The 24,320-nt window shown below is 31.4% G+C and carries 23 protein-coding genes and 1 tRNA gene; 17 read left to right on the plus strand and 7 right to left on the minus strand.

The genetic code is table 11. The features are described 5' to 3' along the window. Nucleotides 1-79 precede the first annotated feature (79 nt). The 6 genes from KQI88_RS04005 to dapB all read left to right on the plus strand — a co-directional run bounded on the left by KQI88_RS04005 (nucleotide 80) and on the right by dapB (nucleotide 6,196). Entirely contained in the window at nucleotides 80-1,099 is a 1,020-nt protein-coding gene (locus KQI88_RS04005; protein ID WP_216415042.1) for an alpha-hydroxy-acid oxidizing protein, read from the plus strand. 213 nt (nucleotides 1,100-1,312) lie between these two features. Next, nucleotides 1,313-2,284: a polysaccharide deacetylase family protein gene (locus tag KQI88_RS04010; protein WP_216415043.1), complete on the plus strand. Its 972-nt coding sequence runs from the start codon at nucleotides 1,313-1,315 to the stop codon at nucleotides 2,282-2,284. Between the two features lie 215 nt (nucleotides 2,285-2,499). Next, entirely contained in the window at nucleotides 2,500-3,405 is a 906-nt protein-coding gene (locus tag KQI88_RS04015) for a cell wall hydrolase (RefSeq protein WP_216415044.1), read from the plus strand. A 173-nt stretch (nucleotides 3,406-3,578) separates the two neighbouring features. Continuing rightward, nucleotides 3,579-4,574 carry an aspartate-semialdehyde dehydrogenase gene (locus tag KQI88_RS04020; protein WP_216415045.1) on the plus strand — a complete coding sequence of 332 codons (996 nt, stop codon included), beginning with the start codon at nucleotides 3,579-3,581 and terminating at the stop codon, nucleotides 4,572-4,574. Between the two features lie 15 nt (nucleotides 4,575-4,589). Next, nucleotides 4,590-5,462, plus strand: a complete 873-nt coding sequence (gene dapA, locus KQI88_RS04025; protein ID WP_216415046.1) for a 4-hydroxy-tetrahydrodipicolinate synthase — start codon at nucleotides 4,590-4,592, stop codon at nucleotides 5,460-5,462. Between the two features lie 14 nt (nucleotides 5,463-5,476). Then, the gene (gene dapB, locus KQI88_RS04030) at nucleotides 5,477-6,196 is read left to right on the plus strand and encodes a 4-hydroxy-tetrahydrodipicolinate reductase (protein ID WP_216415047.1); all 720 of its coding nucleotides are present in this window, start codon (nucleotides 5,477-5,479) and stop codon (nucleotides 6,194-6,196) included. Between the two features lie 52 nt (nucleotides 6,197-6,248). Here dapB and KQI88_RS04035 read toward each other — a convergent pair whose 3' ends face one another. The 5 genes from KQI88_RS04035 to KQI88_RS04055 are packed head-to-tail and all read right to left on the minus strand — an operon-like array spanning nucleotide 6,249 to nucleotide 10,170. Then, on the minus strand, nucleotides 6,249-7,349 hold the full coding sequence (locus KQI88_RS04035) for an NADH:ubiquinone reductase (Na(+)-transporting) subunit F (protein WP_216415048.1): 1,101 nt from the start codon (nucleotides 7,347-7,349) through the stop codon (nucleotides 6,249-6,251). Between the two features lie 11 nt (nucleotides 7,350-7,360). Next, on the minus strand, nucleotides 7,361-7,951 hold the full coding sequence (locus tag KQI88_RS04040; protein WP_216415049.1) for an NADH:ubiquinone reductase (Na(+)-transporting) subunit E: 591 nt from the start codon (nucleotides 7,949-7,951) through the stop codon (nucleotides 7,361-7,363). Further along, nucleotides 7,951-8,604, minus strand: coding sequence for an electron transport complex subunit RsxE (gene rsxE, locus KQI88_RS04045; protein ID WP_216415050.1), 654 nt, complete (start codon nucleotides 8,602-8,604; stop codon nucleotides 7,951-7,953). Before rsxE ends, KQI88_RS04040 begins: the two co-directional genes overlap by 1 nt. Before the next feature lies 1 nt (nucleotide 8,605). Continuing rightward, nucleotides 8,606-9,211 (minus strand): FMN-binding protein, encoded by a 606-nt coding sequence (locus KQI88_RS04050; protein ID WP_216415051.1) that lies wholly within the window; start codon nucleotides 9,209-9,211, stop codon nucleotides 8,606-8,608. Beyond that, nucleotides 9,208-10,170: an RnfABCDGE type electron transport complex subunit D gene (locus KQI88_RS04055; RefSeq protein ID WP_216415052.1), complete on the minus strand. Its 963-nt coding sequence runs from the start codon at nucleotides 10,168-10,170 to the stop codon at nucleotides 9,208-9,210. Before KQI88_RS04055 ends, KQI88_RS04050 begins: the two co-directional genes overlap by 4 nt. Nucleotides 10,171-10,397: 227 nt before the next feature. On the opposite strand from KQI88_RS04055, the gene KQI88_RS04060 reads away from it, so the two are divergent. The 4 genes from KQI88_RS04060 to KQI88_RS04075 all read left to right on the plus strand — a co-directional run bounded on the left by KQI88_RS04060 (nucleotide 10,398) and on the right by KQI88_RS04075 (nucleotide 14,888). After that, nucleotides 10,398-10,473, plus strand: a tRNA-Val gene (locus KQI88_RS04060). A 301-nt stretch (nucleotides 10,474-10,774) separates the two neighbouring features. After that, entirely contained in the window at nucleotides 10,775-11,923 is a 1,149-nt protein-coding gene (locus KQI88_RS04065; RefSeq protein WP_216415053.1) for a dicarboxylate/amino acid:cation symporter, read from the plus strand. A gap of 258 nt (nucleotides 11,924-12,181) precedes the next feature. Then, nucleotides 12,182-14,020 (plus strand): oligoendopeptidase F, encoded by a 1,839-nt coding sequence (gene pepF, locus KQI88_RS04070; protein WP_216415054.1) that lies wholly within the window; start codon nucleotides 12,182-12,184, stop codon nucleotides 14,018-14,020. Between the two features lie 223 nt (nucleotides 14,021-14,243). Next, on the plus strand, nucleotides 14,244-14,888 hold the full coding sequence (locus tag KQI88_RS04075) for a hypothetical protein (protein WP_216415055.1): 645 nt from the start codon (nucleotides 14,244-14,246) through the stop codon (nucleotides 14,886-14,888). A gap of 55 nt (nucleotides 14,889-14,943) precedes the next feature. On the opposite strand, the gene KQI88_RS04080 is transcribed toward KQI88_RS04075, so the two are convergent. Beyond that, nucleotides 14,944-15,234 carry a hypothetical protein gene (locus tag KQI88_RS04080; RefSeq protein ID WP_216415056.1) on the minus strand — a complete coding sequence of 97 codons (291 nt, stop codon included), beginning with the start codon at nucleotides 15,232-15,234 and terminating at the stop codon, nucleotides 14,944-14,946. A 121-nt stretch (nucleotides 15,235-15,355) separates the two neighbouring features. On the opposite strand from KQI88_RS04080, the gene KQI88_RS04085 reads away from it, so the two are divergent. The 4 genes from KQI88_RS04085 (at nucleotide 15,356) to KQI88_RS04100 (ending at nucleotide 20,062) form a co-directional block, all read left to right on the plus strand. Beyond that, complete coding sequence (locus KQI88_RS04085; RefSeq protein WP_216415057.1) at nucleotides 15,356-15,919, plus strand: hypothetical protein; 564 nt, start codon at nucleotides 15,356-15,358, stop codon at nucleotides 15,917-15,919. Nucleotides 15,920-16,519: 600 nt separating this feature from the next. Next, a complete protein-coding gene (locus KQI88_RS04090) occupies nucleotides 16,520-17,059 on the plus strand; it encodes a 4Fe-4S dicluster domain-containing protein (protein ID WP_216415058.1) in 540 nt (179 codons plus the stop codon). Nucleotides 17,060-17,074: 15 nt separating this feature from the next. Continuing rightward, a complete protein-coding gene (locus KQI88_RS04095; RefSeq protein ID WP_216415059.1) occupies nucleotides 17,075-19,429 on the plus strand; it encodes a molybdopterin-containing oxidoreductase family protein in 2,355 nt (784 codons plus the stop codon). 12 nt (nucleotides 19,430-19,441) lie between these two features. Continuing rightward, nucleotides 19,442-20,062: a TorD/DmsD family molecular chaperone gene (locus KQI88_RS04100; protein ID WP_216415060.1), complete on the plus strand. Its 621-nt coding sequence runs from the start codon at nucleotides 19,442-19,444 to the stop codon at nucleotides 20,060-20,062. Between the two features lie 116 nt (nucleotides 20,063-20,178). Here KQI88_RS04100 and KQI88_RS04105 read toward each other — a convergent pair whose 3' ends face one another. Further along, complete coding sequence (locus KQI88_RS04105; RefSeq protein WP_216415061.1) at nucleotides 20,179-20,985, minus strand: NAD(+)/NADH kinase; 807 nt, start codon at nucleotides 20,983-20,985, stop codon at nucleotides 20,179-20,181. Between the two features lie 107 nt (nucleotides 20,986-21,092). Between KQI88_RS04105 and KQI88_RS04110 the strand changes: the two genes are divergently transcribed. The 3 genes from KQI88_RS04110 (at nucleotide 21,093) to KQI88_RS04120 (ending at nucleotide 24,254) form a co-directional block, all read left to right on the plus strand. Next, entirely contained in the window at nucleotides 21,093-22,010 is a 918-nt protein-coding gene (locus tag KQI88_RS04110) for an RluA family pseudouridine synthase (RefSeq protein WP_216415062.1), read from the plus strand. Nucleotides 22,011-22,408: 398 nt separating this feature from the next. After that, complete coding sequence (locus tag KQI88_RS04115) at nucleotides 22,409-23,788, plus strand: MATE family efflux transporter (RefSeq protein ID WP_216415063.1); 1,380 nt, start codon at nucleotides 22,409-22,411, stop codon at nucleotides 23,786-23,788. 244 nt (nucleotides 23,789-24,032) lie between these two features. Then, nucleotides 24,033-24,254, plus strand: coding sequence for a hypothetical protein (locus tag KQI88_RS04120; protein WP_216415064.1), 222 nt, complete (start codon nucleotides 24,033-24,035; stop codon nucleotides 24,252-24,254). Nucleotides 24,255-24,320 lie beyond the last annotated feature (66 nt).

Here is a 24,320-nt window from a genome sequence, read left to right on the forward strand (position 1 = left end):
GTACAATATGTACTAATGGTGTAAATAATATACTAGGATAATTAAATCCTTTTAATAACAAAGAAATGGGGGATTGCATATGAATTATTCAGAAGTTTTAGACAGAGCTAGGGAGCTTGTGCATGAAAAATGTAAGGTGTGTAAAGAGTGTAATGGTGTAGTATGTAAAGGTCAGGTGCCTGGAGTAGGCGGTAAGGGGTCTGGATCAGGTTTTATTAGAAATAGAGAAAAAATAAACGATGTTAAGATTAACTTAGATACAATTGTAGTACAAAAAGAAATAGATACATCAGTTGAATTATTTGGAATGAAGTTTAAGTATCCAGTATTTGCAGCACCAATAGGAGCTGTTGGACTTAACTATAGTCCAGCTCTAAACGATTTTGAATATACTCAGGCTATTATAGGTGGATGTAAGGAGGCAGGAGTGCTTGGCTTTACTGGTGATGGTGTAAAGGATGAATTTTACGATTTGCCACTTCAAGTAGTTGGAGAGCATAGTGGATATGGTATTCCTACTATTAAACCTTGGAAAAAGGAAGAAGTAATTGCAAAGATTAAAAAAGCTGAAGAAAAAGGTGCACCAGCAGTGGCAATGGATATTGATGCAGCAGGTTTAGTTACCTTGGCTCTGCTTGGAAAGCCAGTAGGCACAAAGTCAGTTGAAGAACTAAAAGAAATAATTGCATCAACAAAGCTACCTGTAATTTTAAAAGGAGTCATGACAGTAGAAGGGGCTAAAAAAGCCTTAGAAGCGGGGGCTTATGGTATTGTTGTTTCTAACCATGGGGGTAGAGTTTTAGATCATACTCCAGCTACAATTGAAGTCTTACCAGCGATTGCTGAGGCTGTACAAGGAAAGATGAAAATTCTTATTGATGGAGGCTTTAGAACTGGTCTAGATATTTTCAAGGCTATAGCATTAGGTGCAGATGCAGTACTTATTGGAAGACCTTATGCGGTGGCTGCCTATGGTGGTGGAGTGGAAGGAGTAAAAGTTTATACAGAAAAATTAGGTAATGAATTAAAAGAAACAATGATTATGGCAGGATGTCATGAATTAAAAGATATTAATAGAGATAAAGTATATATAGGATAATATATTTTATAAATAACATAAATCAAAATAATGTAGGTGCTAGGGGTAGTCTCTAGCACTTATTTTATAATCTAGGGATATATACTTTTCTAGATTATAAAATCTTTATATTTTCTTTATAGTTATTTACTATTTCTTTAATATTTTTGTCGGATTTTCATGTATAATGTAATTAAATACATATAATATAGTACAATGACTGGAGTGATACAATTGAAGAATATTCGAAAAATTTTACTGGTTGGAATGGTTCTACTGGTATTTATGGTTGCTGTGCCCTCTATGGTAGGTATTGCTCAGTCATTTCTTAGTAATAACGGTGTAGATGAACAAGTGCAGGACATGAGTAGAAAAGATTTAGATGAAATATCTGAGGACAATAAAAATGAAGAAGTAGAAGACGTAGAAGAAGTCAGTAATGATATTGTTAGAGATAATGATGCATTAGAGGGAAATAAAGAAATACAGGATGATATAAAACCAGAAAATAATTTAGAAGATGTAAAACCAGATCCTTCTAAGAAAGTATTTCTTACATTTGACGATGGACCATCAACTTTAACACCAGAAATACTGAAAATATTAGATGGAAATGAAGTTAAGGGAACATTTTTTACAATTGGAAAATCAGTAGAAAAAAATCCTATGTGGGTAAAACAGGCTTATGATGAAGGACATATGGTTCTACCTCACACATATAGCCATGACTATGCTATCTATACTACATTTGAAACCTATTATAATGATTTAGAATTAGCTAAAAAAGCTATCGAAGATGTATTGGATATTGAAGTTCCATATATTTTTCGCTTTCCTGGAGGTTCTTCTAACCATAGTTCGTTTAAATATGGTGGGGAACAATATATGCCTAAACTGACTGTAGATGTGAAGGAAAAGGGATATTACTATATTGATTGGAATGTCTCTTCTGGAGATGCCAGTTCTGATTACGATAAAAAAGATAAGATTATAAGCAATGTCCTTGATGGAGCAAAGAATAAAAATCTTATTGTTGCTTTATTTCATGATACAGCTCGTAACACGAAGATGGCAGAAGTATTACCGGAGATTATATTGGAACTTAAAAATCAAGGATACACATTTAGAACATTTAGGGATATTACTCAGGATGAGTTAGATGCTATGGTTAAGCTTAAATTAGCAAATAAACCTATTATTAGATAATTAATAAGAATTATGTTAATAATTGGTCTAATTGCGAAGTCTAGGATAATATATTGTTAAAGTATACTTGTATAAACATTGAAATTTAGACTAGTGCTAGGGGTGTGCCCCTAGCGCTTTTTTTATATACATTTAATAATTACCAAAAGTTACATCGTCCTTAGACAATTTTTTATGATAAAATTTTTAACAGTAGAGCTGAAAGGGTGGTATAGATGAAAAGCATACTAGAAAAATACAAAATACCGTTAATTGGCAGTGGTATATTGTTAAGTATTATAGTTTTATTTTCTATAATTAATCTTAATTTTTCAAAAGAAGATTTAACTAAGAATTCAAGAAAAGCAGAAATGTCTTCTATAGCTGAAGTTATGGAAAAAGATGAAGATGAGGTTGAAGTTGAAGCTGAAGAAAAAAATATAGCTGAAGTAACAGATAACGAAATACCGATAGTAATAGAAGATAATAATAAAGATAATAATCATAAAGCTAGTAATAAAAAAGAAAACGACATAAATACTTCTACTGATATGAAGGACAAGAGTACATCTTCATCTCCTATTACTGGAGAAAAATATACGGTTAAAAAGGGTGATACCTTATTTCTAATTGCTCAAAGAGCTAATGTATCTGCAAATCATTTAAAAGAGCTAAACAATTTATCTTCTGATATGATTTATGAAAATCAAACACTAAAAATAAAAGGTTCTGTAAATAATTCTTCAAGTCAAGTAGCAAGTAGAGGTAGTGAAAGAAATGAAGACCTGTATTGGTTAAGTAGAATTATTCATGCTGAGGCCCAAGGAGAATCCTATGAAGGTAAGGTTGCTGTAGGGAACGTAATTGTGAATAGGGTTAGTAGTGGAAAATTTCCAAATACTATAAAGGGTGTTGTTTTTGATAAGCAAGATGGTTATACTCAATTTTCACCGGTTATAGATGGGACAATCTATAACACACCTAATGCAGAAAGTATTAAGGCCGCTACTGCTGTGTTAAATGGTGCAAGACCTGTTGGAAATGCATTATATTTTTTAAATCCAAGGAAATCAACTAACTTTTGGATTACACAAAATAGACAATATATAAAAACCATAGGTTTACATGACTTTTATTATTAGGAAAATGCTTAAGCATTTTCCTAATTTTTTTTGTATAATTATAGTAATCTATTAATTTAAAATTAAATATAAATCTAAGGCACTATTATCTAAATATTGAATAAAATAAGAGTAATTTAGTAATGTTTTTTAGACGATTTACAAGCTATAAAAAACAGGGGGTTGGCAAAGTAATGAGTTTAACTGTTGGTATTGTAGGTGGTACAGGTGCGGTAGGAAAAAAGATGATTGAAGTACTTGAAGAAAGAAGTTTAACAATAGATAAACTAAGAATCTTTGCTTCGGAAAAATCTTTTGGACAAAAAATAATATTTAATAACAGGAAAGTAACAGTTGAGTTGTTGACAGAAGAGGCTATGAAGGAAACCTTTGATTATTTACTATTTGCTGCTGGAGGAGCTATATCTGCAAAATTTGCACCCATTGCAGCCGCTGCTGGGAATATTGTAATAGATAACTCATCTCATTGGAGGATGACAGAGGGAATACCTTTAGTCGTGCCAGAAGTTAATGGTGATGTTTTAAGGGGATATAGGGGAATTATAGCCAATCCAAATTGCTCTACAACCCAAATGGTAATGGTGCTTGCTCCACTTCATAAGAAGTATGGTATTAGACGAGTTGTAGTATCTACTTATCAGGCTGTATCGGGCAGTGGATATAAGGCAATTGAAGAACTTGAAAAACAACTAATAGATGAGAGCTATCCAAATAAAGTATACCCAAGAAAAATCGCTGCCAATTGCATTCCACATATAGATGTATTTAATGAAAATGGATTTACAAAAGAGGAGCTTAAAATGATTTATGAAACTCATAAAATTTTAAGAGATGATACAATAGAAGTTAATCCGACGGCTGTAAGGATTCCAGTATTTTACGGCCATAGCGAATCTATATACCTAGAGCTTAATAAAGATCCAGATATAAATGAAGTACGAGAAATATTAGAAGAAACTGAAGGTGTAGTTTTAAATGATAATCCTGATGAAAACAAATACCCTACTCCACTTGAGGCCGAAAACAGCGACTGCACATATGTGGGTCGAATTCGTAAGGATTTGTTTAATTCAAAAGGATTATCTCTATGGGTAGTTGCAGATAACCTTAGAAAAGGAGCTGCTACTAATGCAATTCAAATTATAGAAACTATTGAAAATTTTAAATAAGGGGGCAATATTTATATGTTTAATGGTGCGGGAGTTGCAATTGTAACACCTTTTAATGAAGGTAAAATTGATTTTGAAGCTTTTGAAAAATTAATTGATTTTCAAATAGAAAATAATACTCAAGCTTTAATTGTATTAGGTACAACTGGAGAGGCATCTACGCAGACCTTTGAAGAAAGGGAAAAGCTTATTAGTACGGCCATTGAAAGGGTAGGAGGTAAAATTCCAGTTATAGTGGGTACCGGTTCAAATTCAACCCAAGTAGCTATAGAAAATACTAAACAAGCCGAAAACTTAGGGGCAGATGGTATACTGCTTGTTACTCCATATTATAATAAATGTACTCAAAAGGGTCTAATTGAACACTTTACCACAGTAGCTAATGTTACATCTCTACCTGTAATTTTATATAATGTTCCTTCAAGAACAGGTGTAAATATTGCGCCGGAAACTGTATTAGCAATGAGCAAGGTTAAAAATGTAGTAGCAGTAAAAGAGGCTAGCGGGAATATTTCTCAAATATTAGAAATTAAAAGATTGGTTCCTAAAAATTTTAAAATTTATTCTGGTAATGATGATCAAGTGGTGCCTATTTATGCCTGCGGAGGTCATGGAGTTATTTCTGTGTCATCTAATGTTATCCCTAAAGAAATGCAACATATGTGCCAGGCATTTATGGATGGAAATGTAGAAGAAGCTTTAAGAATACAACTTTTATACAAAAAATTTATAGATCTTTTATTCTATGAAGTAAATCCAATTCCAGTAAAGGCAGCTTTAAATGCTATGGGATATATTAAAAATGAGCTAAGACTTCCGTTAACATCTATGGAGGAATCTAATAGAATTAAGCTAGTAGATGAGATGAAAAAATTGAGTATTATTTAAGGAGGCTTATCTATATGAATTTATTAATTTATGGTATAAGCGGACATATGGGTAGATTAATAGAAGAACTAGCTAACAAGGATTCATTTTGGAAAGAAATTAATGGTATAGATGAAAAAATATCTAAAGACTTACTAAGTGATAATTATGATGTAGTGGTGGATTTTTCACACCCTTCGGCATTAGATGATGTATTGAAGCTTTGCGTAGAAAAAAGAATACCTTTAATAATTGGAACAACAGGATTTAGTAAGGATCAGTTAGAGCAAATAAGAGTTGCTTCTAGTGAAGTTCCAATATTACAGTCAACTAATATGTCTCTAGGAATGAATATATTATTTGCATTGGTGGAGCAAACAGCATCAATATTAAATGAAAAAGTGGATATTGAAGTAATAGAAGCTCATCATAATCGTAAAAAAGATTCCCCCTCTGGAAGTGCTACATCTATTGTTCAATCTATAGAAAGAGGGCTAGGAGAAGTGAGAAAGCATCAACATGGAAGAGCTGGAGAATGTCTAAGGGAAAAGGGAGAAATAGGCATACATGCAATTCGCGGAGGTAATATTGTTGGTTATCATGAAGCAAACTTTATAAATGAATTAGAAACTTTAAAAATAGTTCACGAAGCTCACAATAGATCAGTTTTTGCACAGGGAGCATTAGAAGCAGCAAAGTTTATTATAGATAAAGAGCAGGGTCTATATACAATGAAGGATGTATTGAAGTTATAGACTAAATTCATACCAAAAAATTTGAAGGGAAGGATTACAGTCCTTCCCTTTGTTAATCAAATTTATCATAGAAAATATTATTTTCAAGTATTCCTTTATCTATAAGAGCATTAACTGTGGAGTCTATCATAGGAGCACTTCCACATAAATAAGCTTCTGTATCATCTTTTCCTTCTAAATATTTAAATATAGCATCATTTACCCTACCAACATGTCCTTGCCAATTATCCTCTTCTCGTGGACGAGATAGACATGGGATAAACTTAAATCTAGGAAGTTCATTTTCAAATATTTTCATCTCATCTAACATAAACAGGTCATCTTTAGTTCTAGCTCCGAAGAAGAAGATAGTATTACGATCAATTTTCTTATGTAGCATTTCATAAAGTATACTTCTAATAGGAGCCATACCTGTACCTACTGCAACTAAAACTGCATCTCCTTCAGATTCCTGTAAATAAAAATCACCATAGGGGCCGTTAAAAGTTACTTTATCACCTTCAGAAAGATGTTTATGTACGTAGGTTGTTAGAATACCGCCATCCACATAACCTATTATTAAATCGATAAAGTTTTTTTCAAAATTAGAAGAAGCGATTGAATAAGCTCTGAAAACTTCTTCTGTACTATCTCCATAGGGCGGTGCTAGTAGCTGAACATACTGACCAGCTTTAAAATCGATTTCTTGTCCATCGGTAATTTTAATCCTCAAAAACTTAATAGTAGGTGTAATATCCTTGGCAATTTCTATAGCACCTTTAAATTGTTTTACATTAAATAAGTCTTCTGGAATCTGTATATTCATATCCTCCTTAACCTTTACCTGGCAGGATAGACGAACATTATTTTTTATATCATTATCTGAAAGATATGTAAGTTCTGTTGCAAGTACAGGACCAGCACCACTATCTACCTTGCACTTGCAATACCCACATGTTCCCTTGCCACCACAGGCAGATGGAATGAAAACTTCATTAGCGATTAAGGAAGATAACAATGTATTCCCACCTTCGACTACAAGTTCTTTATCATTATTTATTACTATTTTACACTCTCCATAGTCAGCAATACGGACATTGGCCCAAGTTAGTATAAGGGCAAGCACTGCTGTAATTCCAGTAATTACTGCTACAGTTATTAATATATTATACATAAGCTAACCCCCTACTGAATATTTACAATTCCTGAAAAACCAATAAAGGCTAAAGCCATCATTCCCGTTATTATTAAAGTAATTCCAGCTCCTTCTAATCCTTTAGGTATTGGAGCTCTTTTTATTTTTTGTCTGATGCCAGACATAGCTACTATAGCTAACATCCATCCAATCCCCGAACCTACACCAAAGGCAATTGACTGTAAAAGATTATAGTCACGAATTACCATAAAAATAGCTACTCCTAAAATCGCGCAATTTACAGTAATCAATGGTAGAAAAATTCCTAATGAATAATATAAAGTTGGTAGATAACGTTCAACTATCATTTCAACTAATTGAACGAATGCTGCAATTGTAATAATAAAAACTATAAAACGAAGATATTCAAGCCCAAATGGAACTAGTAAGTAGTGGTATATGAAATAGTTTAGAATAGTAGTACCAGTTAAAACGAAGGTTACTGCTTGACCAAGGCCTAAAGAAGTTTTAGTTTCCTTAGATACAGCAATAAAGGAACACATACCTAAAAAGTTTGCTAATATCATGTTACTAGTAAAAATAGAAGCAAAGAATATTACTAAAGGATTAATACCTTCCATTAGTTGCCACCTCCTGCTAGAGATACTTGTTTATCTTGTTTTGATACTTGCTTATCTTGCTGTGAAACCAAATATGTATTTGCTATCCATATTAATAGGGCAAGCATGAAGAATCCACCTGGAGGCATAATCATAAATATCCATTTAGGCCACCAATTGCCCATAATAGTTATTCCAAATACACTTCCAAAGCCTAAAATTTCTCTAAAAAATGCAATAATAAGTAAAACCAAGGTATATCCCATACCAGAGGCTATTCCATCTATAAAAGATAAAAATGGTGTGTTGTTTTGTGCAAAGGACTCACAGCGACCCATAATAATACAGTTAGTTATAATTAATCCGACATAAGGACCAAGAGCTTCACTCATGGAAGGAAAATATGCCTTTAAAACAATATCTACTATAATTACATAGGCAGATATAATTAAGGTTTGCACCATCATTCGAATATGTTTAGGTGTAGATTTTCTAAGAAAAGATACAGTTAGGCTTGAAAAAGATGTAACAAATATTACACCTAGCCCCATTACTAGAGAGTTCATCATAAGGTTAGTAACTGCAAGAGCAGAACAAATACCTAAAATCTGGCGAAATATGGGGTTATCGTGAATGATACCAGCAGCAAAAATTTTCTTTATTTGTTTAAACATTTTATTTATCACCTCTCTTACCGAGAATTACTTTTTCTATATTTTCATTAATAATATTTAGCACCGAATTTGAGGTAACTGTAGCTCCTGAAATAGAGTCAACCGTACCTCCCATATTTGGCTTATAATTTATATAATCTCTTGACACTTCTTTGGATATAAGAACTTCTCTAAATTGCTCTTTAAACCAATCTTCATCTATCCTGCCACCTAGGCCTGGAGTTTCGTTGTGGGATAAAAACTCGATACCTACAATTTTATTTAAGTCTGGAGTTAAGCCTATAAGTCCTTCCAAGCTTCCCCATAAGGCATTTCCTTGTACAGGATAAATGTTAGCCACTAAAGAGTTATCTTTGTAGCCCTCGTAGTAAATGTCGTTCTCGCTTTCCACAACTTTAAAGTGAGAATTAAAAAGTTTGTTTATTTCTGAAGGATTTTTACCTTTGGTAGGTATATCTAAAACATAAAGTAGTGCACTTTGTTTTTTTACTTCCTTATTAGATAAAACTCTATCTTTGGTTACTTCATTAATAGTAGCAAGTACGCCTGTATATATTACAGTAACAATGATCATAAAAATAACTGGACGAAAACTAAATTTTTTCATGCAGATACCTCCTTTTTCCGAGGAGTTTTTATATATTTTACGGCTTCATCAATAATTGGAACAAATATATTCATTATTAGAACAGCAAACATTGCGCCTTCTACAAAGAGTCCAAATACTCTGATAATAGTAGTTATAATTCCTGTTAATACTCCATAAATCCATTTGCCTTCTTTTGTTTTAGGTGCTGTAACAGGGTCCGTAGTCATAAATACAGATAAGAATAAAAATCCACCAGAAAATAGCGAGAATAATGGATGCTGTGCACCCGATACATTACTTAAATATAGTATTGAGCTGAAGGTTAGAAAACCTATAACTGGCGCTAACATTAATCTCCAATCAGCTGATTTATGTCTTAAAAGAATAAATGCCCCTATTAAAATAAGTAGTCCACTTGTTTCACCTAAGGATCCTGTAGCATTACCTAAAAATAGTTGCTTAAAAGGTAACATAGTATTGGTTTCTCCAAAATGTATTAATGGAGACCCTTGGGAAATAGCATCTACTGCAGGAGTAATATACTTTCCAAAGCCGCCTGGAAATCCACTGGATGCCACATTCCAACTAATAGTTAAAGGCTCTGGAAATGTTACATAAATAAAGGTACGTGCAGCTAAGGCAGGATTGAATACGTTAAACCCAAAACCTCCAAAGACTTCCTTTGCAAAAGTAATACCAAAGACTATACCTATAATTCCTACCCATAGCGGTGTAGAGACTGGTAATGTTAATGTAAACAAAATGCATGTTACAAATACTGCTTCTGTGACTTTTTTGTTAAGACGCTTTTCAAAGAAATATTCTGTTGCTACTCCAAATAAAGTAATAGTAGCCATTAAAACTAGTGTACGCCATCCAAAAAAGTAAATTGAGCCTACTATGATTGGAATTAGACTCATTATAACTTTTCGCATAACTGCTTGTTTTTGGAATGTTTTTTTATAAAACTCCCTCATTATGACTTACCTCCTTAAATTTGCAAGTTTATTTTAACTATACTATTGTCTACCCTACAGATATACGTTCAAAACTATAAATGTATTACAATACCATGAAAAATAGCCTGATTTGCAAATATTGTTGCAAATTTTAAATCTAGGTGATATAATTTCAATTAATTATAAACATTAAGATTACACTTACATAGAATTTAAAAGCAATTATAGTACAAAAAAATATATTGGAGGATATAGCTCAGCTGGCAGAGCGCTACGTTGACATCGTAGAGGTCGTTGGTTCAAGTCCAATTATCCTCACCAGTTAAACAAAGTAATAGCAAGGGTTTTGGAAAAAAGTAATTTTCTGATAACCCTTGCTTTTATTTACTCAAGCTTATTAAAAAAATTTTACTAATAGATATATAGGAAGTACTAATTTAAAAATTTTTGCAAATAATATAAAAGCATAAAAAATAGACAATTTACAGAATAATATTAATCTTAGATTGAATAAAGATAATATATAATATATAATAATGCTTAATAGGGATGGAAAAACTTCCTTATTAAGTAAGTTATTATTTATTAATTATTCTAAAACAATTGAAATGGAGGAGAAGGAATGAAGAAGCTAGGATTGTTACCAAAATTACTGATCGGAATTATATTAGGTATAATTATTGGTACCACTAAAATTGAAATTTTAACTAGACTACTTGTGACATTTAGTGGCATCTTTGGACAGTTTTTAGGTTATATAATTCCACTATTAATTATCGCCTTTGTTGCACCTGGTATTGCAGAACTAGGTGATCAAGCAGGAAAACTTTTAGGAATCACTGCAGGATTAGCCTATATATCGACTATCATAGCAGGTACAGCAGCATATTTTGTGGCAAGTAATGTACTACCTATGCTTATTCCTAGCGGTGCTAATATAGGAGGCACAGGCATAGAGGTTAAAGCTATATTTGAACTCGAAATAGCGCCTATAATGGGGGTAATGACAGCTTTAGTTACTGCATTTTTACTTGGTCTTGGAATTGCTTCAATCAAAGGTAAAACTATGTTTGATTTTGTGAAAGAATTCCAAAATATTATTGAAAAAGTAATCGATAATATTATCATACCATTGTTACCAATATATATAGCAGGTATATTTGCTGAAATGGCCTTTACAGGCGAAGTAATGCAAACTATGGCAGTATTTGGTAAGGTATTCTTATTAGTAATAGCTGTTCATATTTCATATCTTATTATACAGTTTTTAGTAGCCGGATCAGTTGCTGGAGTAAGTCCATTTGCAGCTCTTAAAAATATGCTTCCTGCTTACTTTACTGCTATAGGAACTCAATCTTCAGCTGCTACAATTCCTGTAACTGTTGAGTCAACTAAGAAAAATAAAGTAAGTGATGAGATAGCGGACTTTGCAGTACCTTTATGTGCTACTATTCATTTAGCAGGTAGTACAATTACACTTACCACTTGTTCTCTTGCTGTAATGCTTTTACAAGGAACAACTTTAGATTTTGGGCAAATGCTTCCATTTATTTTGATGCTAGGAGTAACTATGATAGCGGCTCCTGGAGTACCTGGTGGGGCTGTTATGGCGGCTCTTGGTCTACTTTCATCAATGCTTGGTTTTACAGAAGCTCAATTAGGGTTAATGATGGCACTGTATATGGCACAAGATAGCTTTGGAACAGCTGCCAACGTAACTGGTGATGGTGCTATCGCTATGGTAGTAGATAGAATAGCTAGAAAAAAATAATAATAAATATTTTATTTATAAAATGGAGGGTTTTTTAACCTTCCATTTTTTGTAATAAATTATAAGGTTATCTAAACTACGTAGAATATTAGTAATATTTTAAGGAATCCTTACACTAGGATGTGAGTAATTGTATAGCAATATACGAACCCTATATTGTTTTAAGTTATAGGAAATAAATAAAAAGGATAAATATATTTTATGTTGAAACAGTATATTCAATAAGAAGATATAAACAAAATGAAAGGGGAATGTATAATGGGAGAAGAAAAAAATAACAAAGGTACAAAAGTGTTAGAAAGAGTAGAAATCAGTGAAGAGTTTAAGTGGTCTATTGAAAATATGTATCAAGATGAAAGTCATTGGGAAAATGATTATAACAGAGTAAAAGAACTTATTGAAGAGTTCAGTCAGTACCAAGGAAAACTTAATAATAGCAAAGGACTTTTAAATGCATTAAATCTTTATGAAATGCTATATGAAAAAGCATTGAAGGTTTATACATATGCAAAGATGAAAAGGGATGAAGATAATACAAATACTAAATACCAAGGATTAACTGATAAGGCACAAGGTTTATATATTAAAACGGAAAGTGCCGTTGCTTTCTTTGTACCGGAAATTCTACAAATTTCTGAAGAAGAAATAAATCAATATTATAGTGAAAAAGATGAATTAAAGAAATATCAACATTATTTAAGTGAAATACTAAGGAATAAAGAACATGTACTTTCAATAGAAGAAGAGCAAATTATTGCGCAGGCAGGAGAAATAGCTCATGCTTCTCAAGATATATTTACTATGTTAAACAATGCTGATATGAAATTCCCTACAATATTAGATGAAAATGGTGAAGAAGTAGAAGTAACACATGGAAATTTCATACAGTTACTAGAGAGTTCTGACGGAAGGGTAAGAAAGGACGTTTTTTCTGCTCTGTATAATACATATAATAGCTTTAAAAATACATTAGCAACCACATTTTCTTCAAACTTAAAGAAGGATTACTTCTTTGCGAAGGTGAAAAAACATAAAAGTTCAATAGATGCAGCCTTATTTGATAATAATATACCTATAGATGTATATGACAAACTAATAGATACAATCCATGAAAATCTACATTTAATGCATAGATATGTAAATTTAAGAAAGAAGATGTTAGGTGTAGATGAACTACATATGTATGATTTATATACTCCTATGATAAAGGATATTGAAATGTCAGTTAGCTATGAAAAAGCTAAAGAATTGATTATGAAAGGCTTAGAACCTCTTGGTAAAGAATATATTAATATTTTAAAGTCTGGATTTAAAAATAGATGGGTAGATGTTTATGAAAATGCAGGAAAAACTAGTGGAGCATACTCTTGGGGAACCTATGATAGCTATCCATTTATTTTGATGAGCTACAAAGACAATGTAGACAGTATGTTTACATTAGCACATGAAATGGGGCACTCAATTCACAGCTATTATACTGCTCAAAATCAACCATTTATTTATAGTGATTATAAAATATTTGTAGCAGAGGTAGCATCTACTGTAAACGAAGCACTTGTTATGGATTATATGTTAAAAAACACTAAAGATTTAAATGAAAAGATGTATTTATTAAATTACTATTTAGAACAGTTTAGAACAACAGTTTATCGACAAACTATGTTTGCAGAATTTGAAAAAATTACACATGATAAGATTCAAATAGGAGAAGCTCTAACAGTAGATGACTTGAATAAAATCTATCATGACTTGAATGTAAAGTACTATGGTCCCGATATTGTTGTTGATAGTCATATTGACATTGAATGGGCTAGAATCCCTCATTTTTACAATAGCTTTTATGTTTATCAGTATGCAACTGGATATTCTGCAGCTATTGCTTTTTCAAAACAAATATTAGAAGAAGGAGAAATTGCTGCTAATAGATATATAGACTTTTTAAAAAGTGGAAGCTCTGATTATTCAATTAATGTATTAAAGAAGGCGGGAGTAGATATGACTAGCTCTGAGCCGATAAAATCTGCATTAAAAGTATTTGAAAGCTTACTGGATGATATGGAAAATATTGCTTTATCTAAAAAAATTAATTTAAACTAGAAATAGGGGCCTTTGTTGATAGAGGCCTCTATTTTATTGTTTAAGAAAATATACATTTCTAATTTTGAGTGTTTCTAAAGAAATAGGAATCTGATAATGTTTTGAGTACTTGAAAATTTACAATAAATTTTAAGTGGACAGGAGTGGATACCATAACATTAGACGACTTTTTATTGTCCAATGTATAAAAATTGTATATAATAAAAAGCATAATGAAAAGAAGGTGATAATTATAGAAAATTTAAATATAGAGCAAATAATAAAAAATAGTACAGTAGAAGAATTATTTCAAGTAAATATTAAAAGTCAGGATTGGGTTTGGGTTAATAAGGATATTTTTTCTGATATTGTATATAATGCCTTAGAATATGAATATACGGATGAAGATTATTTGATAGAGGAAATAAACAATATTTCTGAAGATAAACTTAACGAGATTTTAAATGATAAATTTAAAAAAATAGGGTGGATTTCAGTTAATCAACGACTATTTGAAAAATTAGTAGAGGACTTTATATCTACGAAAGATATTGAAACATTTATTTATGTTAATAAAAGATTTTATACTAAAAAAATAATTGAAAAAACTAATGAACTTAGCTGGATTTTAAAAGCAATGGCTATTGATGGATATCAGCATTTATTATTAGAAGATAAGACCTTATTAGAAATTTATGAAGAATACTTTAATGAAAATGGTATGCTTATAGAAGAAATATTACTTAGAGGAGAATATAAATTTTTAAATGTAGCTACTTGGAAATTTGATGAACAAATTAATGTATTGGAATTTTATAAGATGGATGAAAGGTACAGACAATGGTCTGAGGGAAACTCTAACTTTATGTTTTATGAATTAAGTAAATAAGAACATATTAAAAACTCCCTCCAGTGTATAAGAGGGGGTTTTGATATTCGATTATTTAAACATAGGGTTTAGAGTCTATAAAGCTATTAGAATGGATGGCTTTTTTTAGAATCACCATTTGTTGATCATAATCCTTTTCTATTTTAAAATCATACTCCTTATTGCAGTTGTCACACTCGACTTTTTGCTTGAAATCCTTCTGATCTCTGTAAAAGAAAAGATATGGAGTATATCCTTCTTCATCATTCCACTTTACGGCTCCATCATCCTTTATATGGTAATGATATACATAGGTAACTTCATCTTTTAATATTATATTTCCTTGGTTACAACTTGTACACTTCAATATAATCACTTCCTTAATAATATAAATGCTTACTACTATTATTGAGAATTTATTTTGAATTTATTCAAATTATAATATAATTAATGGTAGTATGAAATCATAGTGTAGGAGGACCCAATATATGGATAAATACTTATATGATCTAAAGAAAATTGTTTACAACCTAGAAAGTGGATATTTTAAAGGAAGAGAAGTTGAACTTTTAGATAATTTAATTGTAACAGCTCAAAACATGAAGGATAAATATATAGCGATGCAAAATGCTATATATTTTAATGATAATATTCAACTAGAAAAAATATCACGAGAAAATTTTTTATATAAACCTGTTATGTCAAGAAATTATTATGAAGGCGATTATCTTGAAAGATTTGGTGAAACAAGGACATCGGATTTAAAAAGTTGTAAACTTTTAGAAATACATAATCAGTTTTGGAAGGCATATGAAGTTCAAAAGGGAAATATATTTGCATCGATTCCTAAGGAATTAGCCACTTTGGAGCAGGCTCAAAGATTAGAATCCTTAGGATGGGATGAGGTGGAAGTGAATGTATATGAAATAAAAAAATGTAATTTAAATAAAAAAGATTTTACAAAATATATAGAAAAGGTTTTTAGGCATCATATACTAGTTCTTGAAGTATATAGTAATGTTATTATGGTATTGGAATATAATTTGAAGTAATATAAGTTGATTTTGTTCTAAATTAAACTTAAAGGATAGGAAAAGGCTACTATCCAGCATTAATAATTAGGAAGCTTCTTTTATTAAGATTAAGAAGCTTCCTTTTAATTTTACATTTATATTTGAATAACTAATTCAATTTATTGTTTTAAAAAATAAAATTAATAAAGGTTAGTTTGGATATGGTTTTTATGTTTAGGGACTTGACACTATAATACAGGTAAATTCTGTAGCACATATGGGTTATAGGATAATATTGCCATAAAATTTCCTTATAGTGCATAATGATATTTTATATCAATTGATAAAACTATAGTTTTTTTCTATAAATTACTGATTATTTATTAACAAATATAATACTTGAAGCAAAAAAATATTAACTTGTTAAAACGTTGAAAAAACAAAGAAAACATCGGAATAGGATAGAGGTTTTATAAATATGGCAATGGTTTACAATGTTTGTTATATAAATTATACTATATCTAAGTATAGGGCATTAAAATATTTTAAAACAAACAAAACAAAATAATGCACTTGAATGTTTTATTTTTAACGAATTGTTGATGTTATTTATTATCAATTGAAAAAAGGAGGAAAAAAATGTCTAAGTATGCAATGGTATTTGATAAGGAGAAATGCATAGGCTGTAACGCATGTGTTGTAGCTTGTCAACAGGGTTATCAGTTACCACCAGATAATAAGTTGAATTGGGTACTGGTTAATCAAAAAGGTAAATTTCCAAATGTTATAATGGAGTTTGTACCTGCTCTATGTGCCCACTGTGAAGATCCTATTTGTGTTAAAGCTTGTCCGGTAGAAGGTGCCACTTACAAAACTAAGGAAGGCTTTGTTTTAGTAGATGAAGCAAAATGTATTGGCTGTGGTGCGTGTATTAATGCTTGTCCTTATGGTGCTAGATCAATTAATGCAGAAAGTAACAAAGCAGTAAAATGTTCATTCTGCGCGTCTCGAGTTTCTAATGGTGAGGCTCCTTTATGTGTTAATACCTGTATTACTGATGCTAGAATTTTTGGAGACATAGATGATCCTAATAGCGAGGTATCTAAGTTAATGAAGGAAAAGCAACCTAAACAGTTAGGAGATCCTGAAAATATAAATCCTCAAGTTTTTTATTTATAGGAAGGAGGAGTAACTATGAATTTAATGAAATTATGGGAAAAACATATTAGTCGTAGAAGTTTTTTAAAAGCATCTGGAGTTGCTACAGGAACAATGCTATTTTTAAGTGGATGTAATCAATCCAAGGACGATGATGTAGAAGCTGATAGTATTACAAATGTTGAAACCGTATCAGCAAATACAGAAAATGTAACAGTAGTACCTACTGCATGTTATATGTGTGCTATTTATTGTGGTGCAAAGGCAGTTGTAGGTGATGAAGGTAGAGTTCTTAGGATAGAGCCTAACAAGAAAGATCTGACTAGTGGAGGTGGATTGTGTCCTAAAGGAAATTCTGGAGTTCAATTATTGTATGATGCTGACAGATTAAAATATCCAATGAAAAAAACAGGTCAATATCAATGGGAAAAAATATCCTGGGATGAAGCTTTTGATACTATTTATGAAAAACTTACAGATATTAAAGAAAAATATGGTCCAGAAACATTGATTTTAATGAACCGTAGAGGACATTATGCATCTTTATTAAAAGGTTTTGCATCAAACTATGGAACACCTAACGGACCTTTTGGGAGTGGTAGTATTTGTGAAGGCGGTAAGAGGGTAGGAAATAAGTTAGTATTAAACAATACATCTGCTTTAGCGGATTATAAAAACTCTAAATATATTATTTTAATGGGTGCTAACCAAATGGAAGCTCCAAGATATAGATTGGCATTTCCAAAGGAGATTATTGAAGCAAAGAGAAATGGTGCAAAGCTTGTAGTAGTCGATCCACGATTTGCTTATTCTTCAGCAAAGGCAGACGAGTATTTACCAATTACTCCAGGTACAGATGCTGCATTACTAATGGGAATGGCTCATGTTATTATTAAGGAAAATATCTATGATAAAGAATTTGTTGAAAACTATGGACAGGGTTTTGATATTTACAAAAAAGAGGTATTAAAGGATAAGTATAAGCCTGAAAATGTAGAGAAAATTACAGGTATTGCGGCAGAAACAATTATTCGGATTGCTAGAGAGTTTGCAACTGCAGAGTCAGCTGTTGTTGATTCCTCCAGCGGACTTTATATGTGGTCAAATGCTGTTCAAAATCAACAAGCATTGCAGTCATTGAATGCACTAGTGGGAAGTATTTGCAAAAAAGGTGGAATGGTTTACCCTAGAGGTGGAAAGACAAATAGTATCGAATTTACTAATAATGCTACAGAAAAAAAATATTATGCTCAGGCTGGGTATCCATCCTATAAGGGTAACCCCCATGATGGAAATAGAAATATTTTTCCGGCTGCTATACTAACGCCAGAGGCTGTACCGGCAGGCCCATTATCTAATGCTAAAACAACTTCGGTTAATAATGGAAATGGAATTAAGGCTGCAATTATTTATAATACAGAACCTGTAGGAGCTCAAATGAATGGTAAATTAACAAAGGAAGCTATGGAAAAGCTTGAGTTTGGTATTGTAATAGATTTATATTTAACGCAAACTGCGGAAGTTTTACCAGTAGGAGGTATTGTGTTACCAGAATGTACTTATTTAGAAAGAACGATAGTAAATAAACCAACTTCCTTTGTACCTTATTTAAATATTAATCAAAAAGTTACGGAACCCCAATGGGAAAGTAAATCGGGGCATTGGATATTTGTTAAATTAGGAAAACGATTTGGCTATGAAGATTTCATGGCAATGGATGAAAATGATGAAGTAGGAGCAGCTAGAGATTCTATAGAAGGAGTTGAACAGGCCGATGGATCTTTTGCAGACTGGGATGAGCTAACTCGTGAAGGTGTTTGGATTGGAAAAGATATTGAGCCTAAATATGGAGACTACGACAAACTTAAAGATGGTAAGTTCCAGTTTGCGCTAGTAGGAGAATTAGATGAAGTGCAAGAGCTTTACTTAAAAGTAGGTGGTGGTGTCACAGCTGAATATGTGGAACCTAAAAATAGACCTAGCAAAGAGTACCCTCTTTACTTTATGGCAGGGGGCAAGGTAATTTGGCATACACAAACATCTACTAGAAATATTCCATATTTAATGCAATCCTTTGATAAAAATGCAATTGTAAAGGATACAAACTATTTAATAATTAGTCCTACAGATGCAGAAGAACGCGGAATTAAGTCTGGTGATAGAGTGTTGGTAAAGTCAAAAACTAATGAAGTGGAAGTAGAGACATTAGTATCAGAACGTGTACCTAAAGGATACACCCATATGACTCATGGTTTCGGTCATGATGCTCCAACCTTGACTTTGGCAAATAATAAGGGAGCAAACTGCTCTTTATTGGTTGACGAAAAACGTATGGACTTAGCTAATTGCTTAACAGCAAAGGAAGAAACTTGTCAAGTTTATAAAATTTAGGGAAGTGATACGATGTATATGACACTCGGAGAAAGAAGTAAAATATTTGGTATCTTTATGTTGACTTTCCAATATCCAGATAAAGAATTTATTGAGCATTTACAAAACGGAAATCTTTATTTTACGATTCAAGGCTACTTAGAAGATGTTTTTGCTAATAATATTAATGAAGAACTATTGGAAGAGCTAGATGATTTGTTAAAAGAATACTCATCAACAAATACAGAAAATTTATTTTCTGATTTAAAAACCGAGTATCATAGATTGTTTATAGGATATAAAAAACTTTTAGCTCCTCCTTATGCATCTGTATATTGGGATAGTACAGGTAAGTTAATGAAAGAACCTGCCATTCTACTAAAAAGGCTTTATAAAGAATGGGGATTTGAAGTTTCTAAGGATTATAAAGACTTACCGGATCATATTTCTTTGCAGCTTGAATTTTTATATCAACTTGGGGAAATAATGAATAAAGACAGCGAATCTATTCTTTATGATGTGCAGAAAAGAGTAATAGATGATATAATTTTAAAATGGATTTATAAATTTGCTGAAAATATTAATAACTATCAAAGTCTAAAATTTTATGGTTTGATGGTGAAAATTTTAGTGAATGTTTTAGAGCGATATTAAAATAGACTAGGATTTATCCTAGTCTATTTTAATGCTTCCTTCGATAGCTAATAGTTTCACACTAAATCTTATATAAAAAACAATCGGTTTAGATAACTCTTAACTATACCTGTAGATTATAAAAATTTACTTGTAACTCTACTCCAAAACTCATAGCTTTCTAGTCTAACCATTTTTATTTTAGACTCTGATAATCTTGCATCTACTTCTACAATACTATTATGCCGATGCTCTAAACCGTCACTAACAACAACTAGATAATCTTCAAAACGATATTCAGGATTTACCTTAATTATTGCATCAGATGGTAAAATAATACTAGATGTAAAAGAGCGATAAACATTTGTGTTAATAGGTGCTAAAGGTGTAATCTGTAAAACATTTAAGCTAGGGTCTACTATACTTCCTCCAGCTGAGTAGTTATAAGCTGTACTTCCAGTAGAGGTTGATATAAGTATTCCATCTCCACTAAATCGCTGGACTAGATTGTTATTAACATAAATGTCTAAGTGAATTGTACGAGATTTATCACCTTTAATTACAATTTCGTTTATACCTATTGCATCTATACAATTGCTTCTTGTACAAATGATAGCTTCAATTGGAGTAATCTCTTGAATAGTATAGTCCTTAGCTATATATTTTGAAAGAAAGCTATCTATTTCTTTAGGGGTTATTTCTGTAAAAAAGCCAAGATGTCCTGTGTTTATGCCTATGATAGGAATACTAGGAAAGCCATGATCTCTCAGAGCTCTTAAAAACGTACCATCGCCACCTATACAAATAATTAACTCGGCGGAATGATCAAAAATATTACTTACTTTATATCCCAAAGAAATTAATGAATTTTTTAAATTATATGCTGTATCTACAGATAACTTTTCATTATTGTGCACAATATTGATGATTTTAGTAGACTCCATAGACATTCTCCTTTATTATTTAAAGTATCTATATTTATTATAGTTCTATGGTAATAAAAAAATCCCTTTAACAAAAAATAATTAAATTAATAGGAGTAGATAATAAAATGATATTAGAAAGTAAGCAAAAAGAAGACATAATTATATATGATGCTGAGTATGAGGATGATGGAAAGGAATTAAAGCAGGTTCTTAAAGGAAGATTAGATTTTTCAAGTAGATTATTATCGAAATTAAAACGAAGTAAAAGTGTTTTTATTAACGGAGAATATAATAAGTACCATGAAACAGTGAAAGATGGGGATGAAATTAAGATTGTTATGGATGAAGAGTCGAATCATTTTATTCCTCAAGATATTCCCTTTGAAGTTGCTTATGAGGATGTTGATTTAATATTAGTAAATAAACAGCCTGGTATAGTAACTCATCCAACAAAAAGTCATCCAGATAACACGATTGCTAATGCAGCATCATGGTACTTGATGAATAAAGGTGTTAATTGTAAAATCAGGTTTGTTAATAGATTGGATATGGATACTTCAGGCCTATTAGTTATTGCTAAAAATGCATATTCCCATCATGTTCTTTCCCAACAGATGCAAGAAGACAAGATTGAAAAAAAATATATTGCATTTGTTAGGGGAGTAATTAGGGAGGATAAGGGTAGAATTGAAGCGCCAATTCATAGAACCTCTGCAGATTCTATAAAAAGGATTGTAGATGAAAATGGACAGGATTCTATTACGGAATTTAAAGTATTAGAAAGATATAAAAATGCAACTATGCTTGAAGTAAAATTATTAACAGGTAGAACCCATCAAATACGTGTGCATATGGAGCATATAGGGCATGCGCTAATAGGAGATACTCTTTATGGTAAAGATGATGGAGAGTTGATAGGGCGTCAAGCCTTGCATGCTAAATATTTATATTTTTTACAGCCAAGGTATAGAAAGGAAGTAGAAGTAGAAGCGAGCTTACCAGAGGATTTAATAGAGCTTAGAAATAAGCTTCAAAATATGTAAAGAATATATAAACTATATTATAAGGATAAAAATAGAACTGATATCAGTTCTATTTTTATGTTCTAGGTTGATGCCATAGCATCAGTATACTTTTAATTAGCAACAAATACCTCTTCCGCTAAATAAAACAACTAGCAATAAGAAGAAGAATAATAGGCTATCACCCATGTCTCTGAAAAGAGAACATCTACAGAATATAACAACTAGAAGTAAAAAGAAAAATAACTATGATATTTTAAAGAAAAATGTGTGCTTAATATATAAAAATAGAGCTTATAATTCTTTCTTTAAATAGATAGAAGTCTTTGAATATGTCTGAATATTGCGTAGTATTCTTAAATATGATACTATGGTAGTAGAAAATTTAGTATTTCGAAATAAACAGGGGGATATTTACAGTGGAAAATACATATTCAAAGGAGCGATACTCCAAAAATGACAGAAAGATATTAAGAAGTAGGGTTATTGAAATTGCCTGGCCGGCTGTTACTGAGCTAGTATTAGTGTCACTTTTTGGTGCTATTGATATGATGATGGCTGGGCAGATAGGATCAATTGGAACAACTGCTATTACAGCCATTGGATTAACTAATCAACCTATATTTTTAGCCATGGCAGTATTCCAAGCTTTAAATATCGGGGGTACAGCTTTAGTTTCTAGGTTTATAGGTGCTAAAAAAGAATCTGAAGCAAATAATACAACTATGCAATTGTTATATATAACCTTTTTTCTTTCTTTTTTTGTAGTTATACCTGCAGTAATGCTTGCTAAACAAATATATATATTTATGGGTGCAGATAAAGAAGTAATAGATATCGGACTAATTTACTTTAAAATAGTTTTGTATGGTATTTTTCCTCAAAACTTTGCTTTAGCTATTGCTGCTGTTTTAAGAGGCGCTGGAGACACAAAAACTCCTATGATGATAAATATTTTTTCTAACTTACTTAATGTATTTGGAAACTATGTTTTAATATTTGGACGTTTGGGTTTTCCAGAGCTAGGTGTTACAGGTGCAGGGGTTTCGACTCTTATTTCTAGAATTATATCTATGGTAATGTTAGGATGGATACTTTTTAATGGGAAAAGCAAAATAAAGTTAAATTTTAAAAATAAATATAAAGTAGATTTAACTACGATAAAAAGGCTGATGAGAATAGGATTTCCTTCTGCTCTAGAACAGTTTTTCTTAAGAACAGGTAACCTATTTTTCGTTAGAGTGGTTGCCACTCTAGGAACAGTAATTTATGCTGCCCATCAAGTTTCACTCAGTATTTTATCTATGTCTTTTACCTCAGGTATGGCATTTGGTATGGCAGCATCAACATTAATAGGTCAAAGTTTAGGGGCAGAAGATAAAGAGTTAGCAGAGGAATATGGTAAGGAAGTAAGATTTCTAGGTTCAATTGTTGCTACTGCCATAGGTGTTATATTTTTCATATTTGGGCCTCAAATAGTAGCTCTTTACAGCAATGATCCTGAAGTTATAAAGAGAGCCTCTTTTGTTTTAAAAATGATTGCTATTATTCAACCATTTCAGTCATCACAATTAATCTATGCTGGTGGATTGAGGGGAGCAGGGGATACGAGATGGCCTCTAATTTCAACTCTTGCTGGCATATGGTTTGTTCGAGTTACACTAGCCTATCTGTTTATTAATGGCTTAGGATATGGATTAATTGGTGCCTGGTTAGCTATTTGTATCGATCAGATTATTAGATATTTTATTCTTTTATGGAGATTTAGAGTTGGTAAGTGGAAACATATAACCGTATAAATTGAATCTGTACTCCCGTTAAATTTAAATTTTATTTTAGTTTTATGTAATAATATGTTAATAAAGACTATATATAGTATAATAAAAAATATAGAAACACTATTAATGGAAATTTTTCAAAAATTGAAAAAATTTCAGCGATCTTTAAGTAAAAAGAAGGATTTTTCAACTGTATATAGAACTGATACATATAAAAAAATTTATGCACTTCGGAATTATGCATAAAACAAACGGGGGGATAAAGTTGAATTTGGGAAAAGAAATTATACAGGATGAATTAGAGTCGGCAAAGATGTTAGGAACCTTAGAGAATAGTCTGGAGGAATTATCCTTGCAATTCATTTACATATTAAAGGATTATAAAGACAAGGGGTTAATAGGGGAAAAAGAGTACGAAAATCATATTAAGATTAAAGAGAACTTTTTAAATTATTTGAATAAAAAAAGAGGAATATCTACTCTATAATAGAGTGGATTACATGTTGATTTACTAGTATAATAAAAATAGTACAAAATTATATATTACATATAA

Source organism: Alkaliphilus flagellatus (genome assembly GCF_018919215.1).
In the GTDB taxonomy this organism is placed as follows: Bacteria; Bacillota; Clostridia; order Peptostreptococcales; family Natronincolaceae; genus Alkaliphilus_B; species Alkaliphilus_B flagellatus.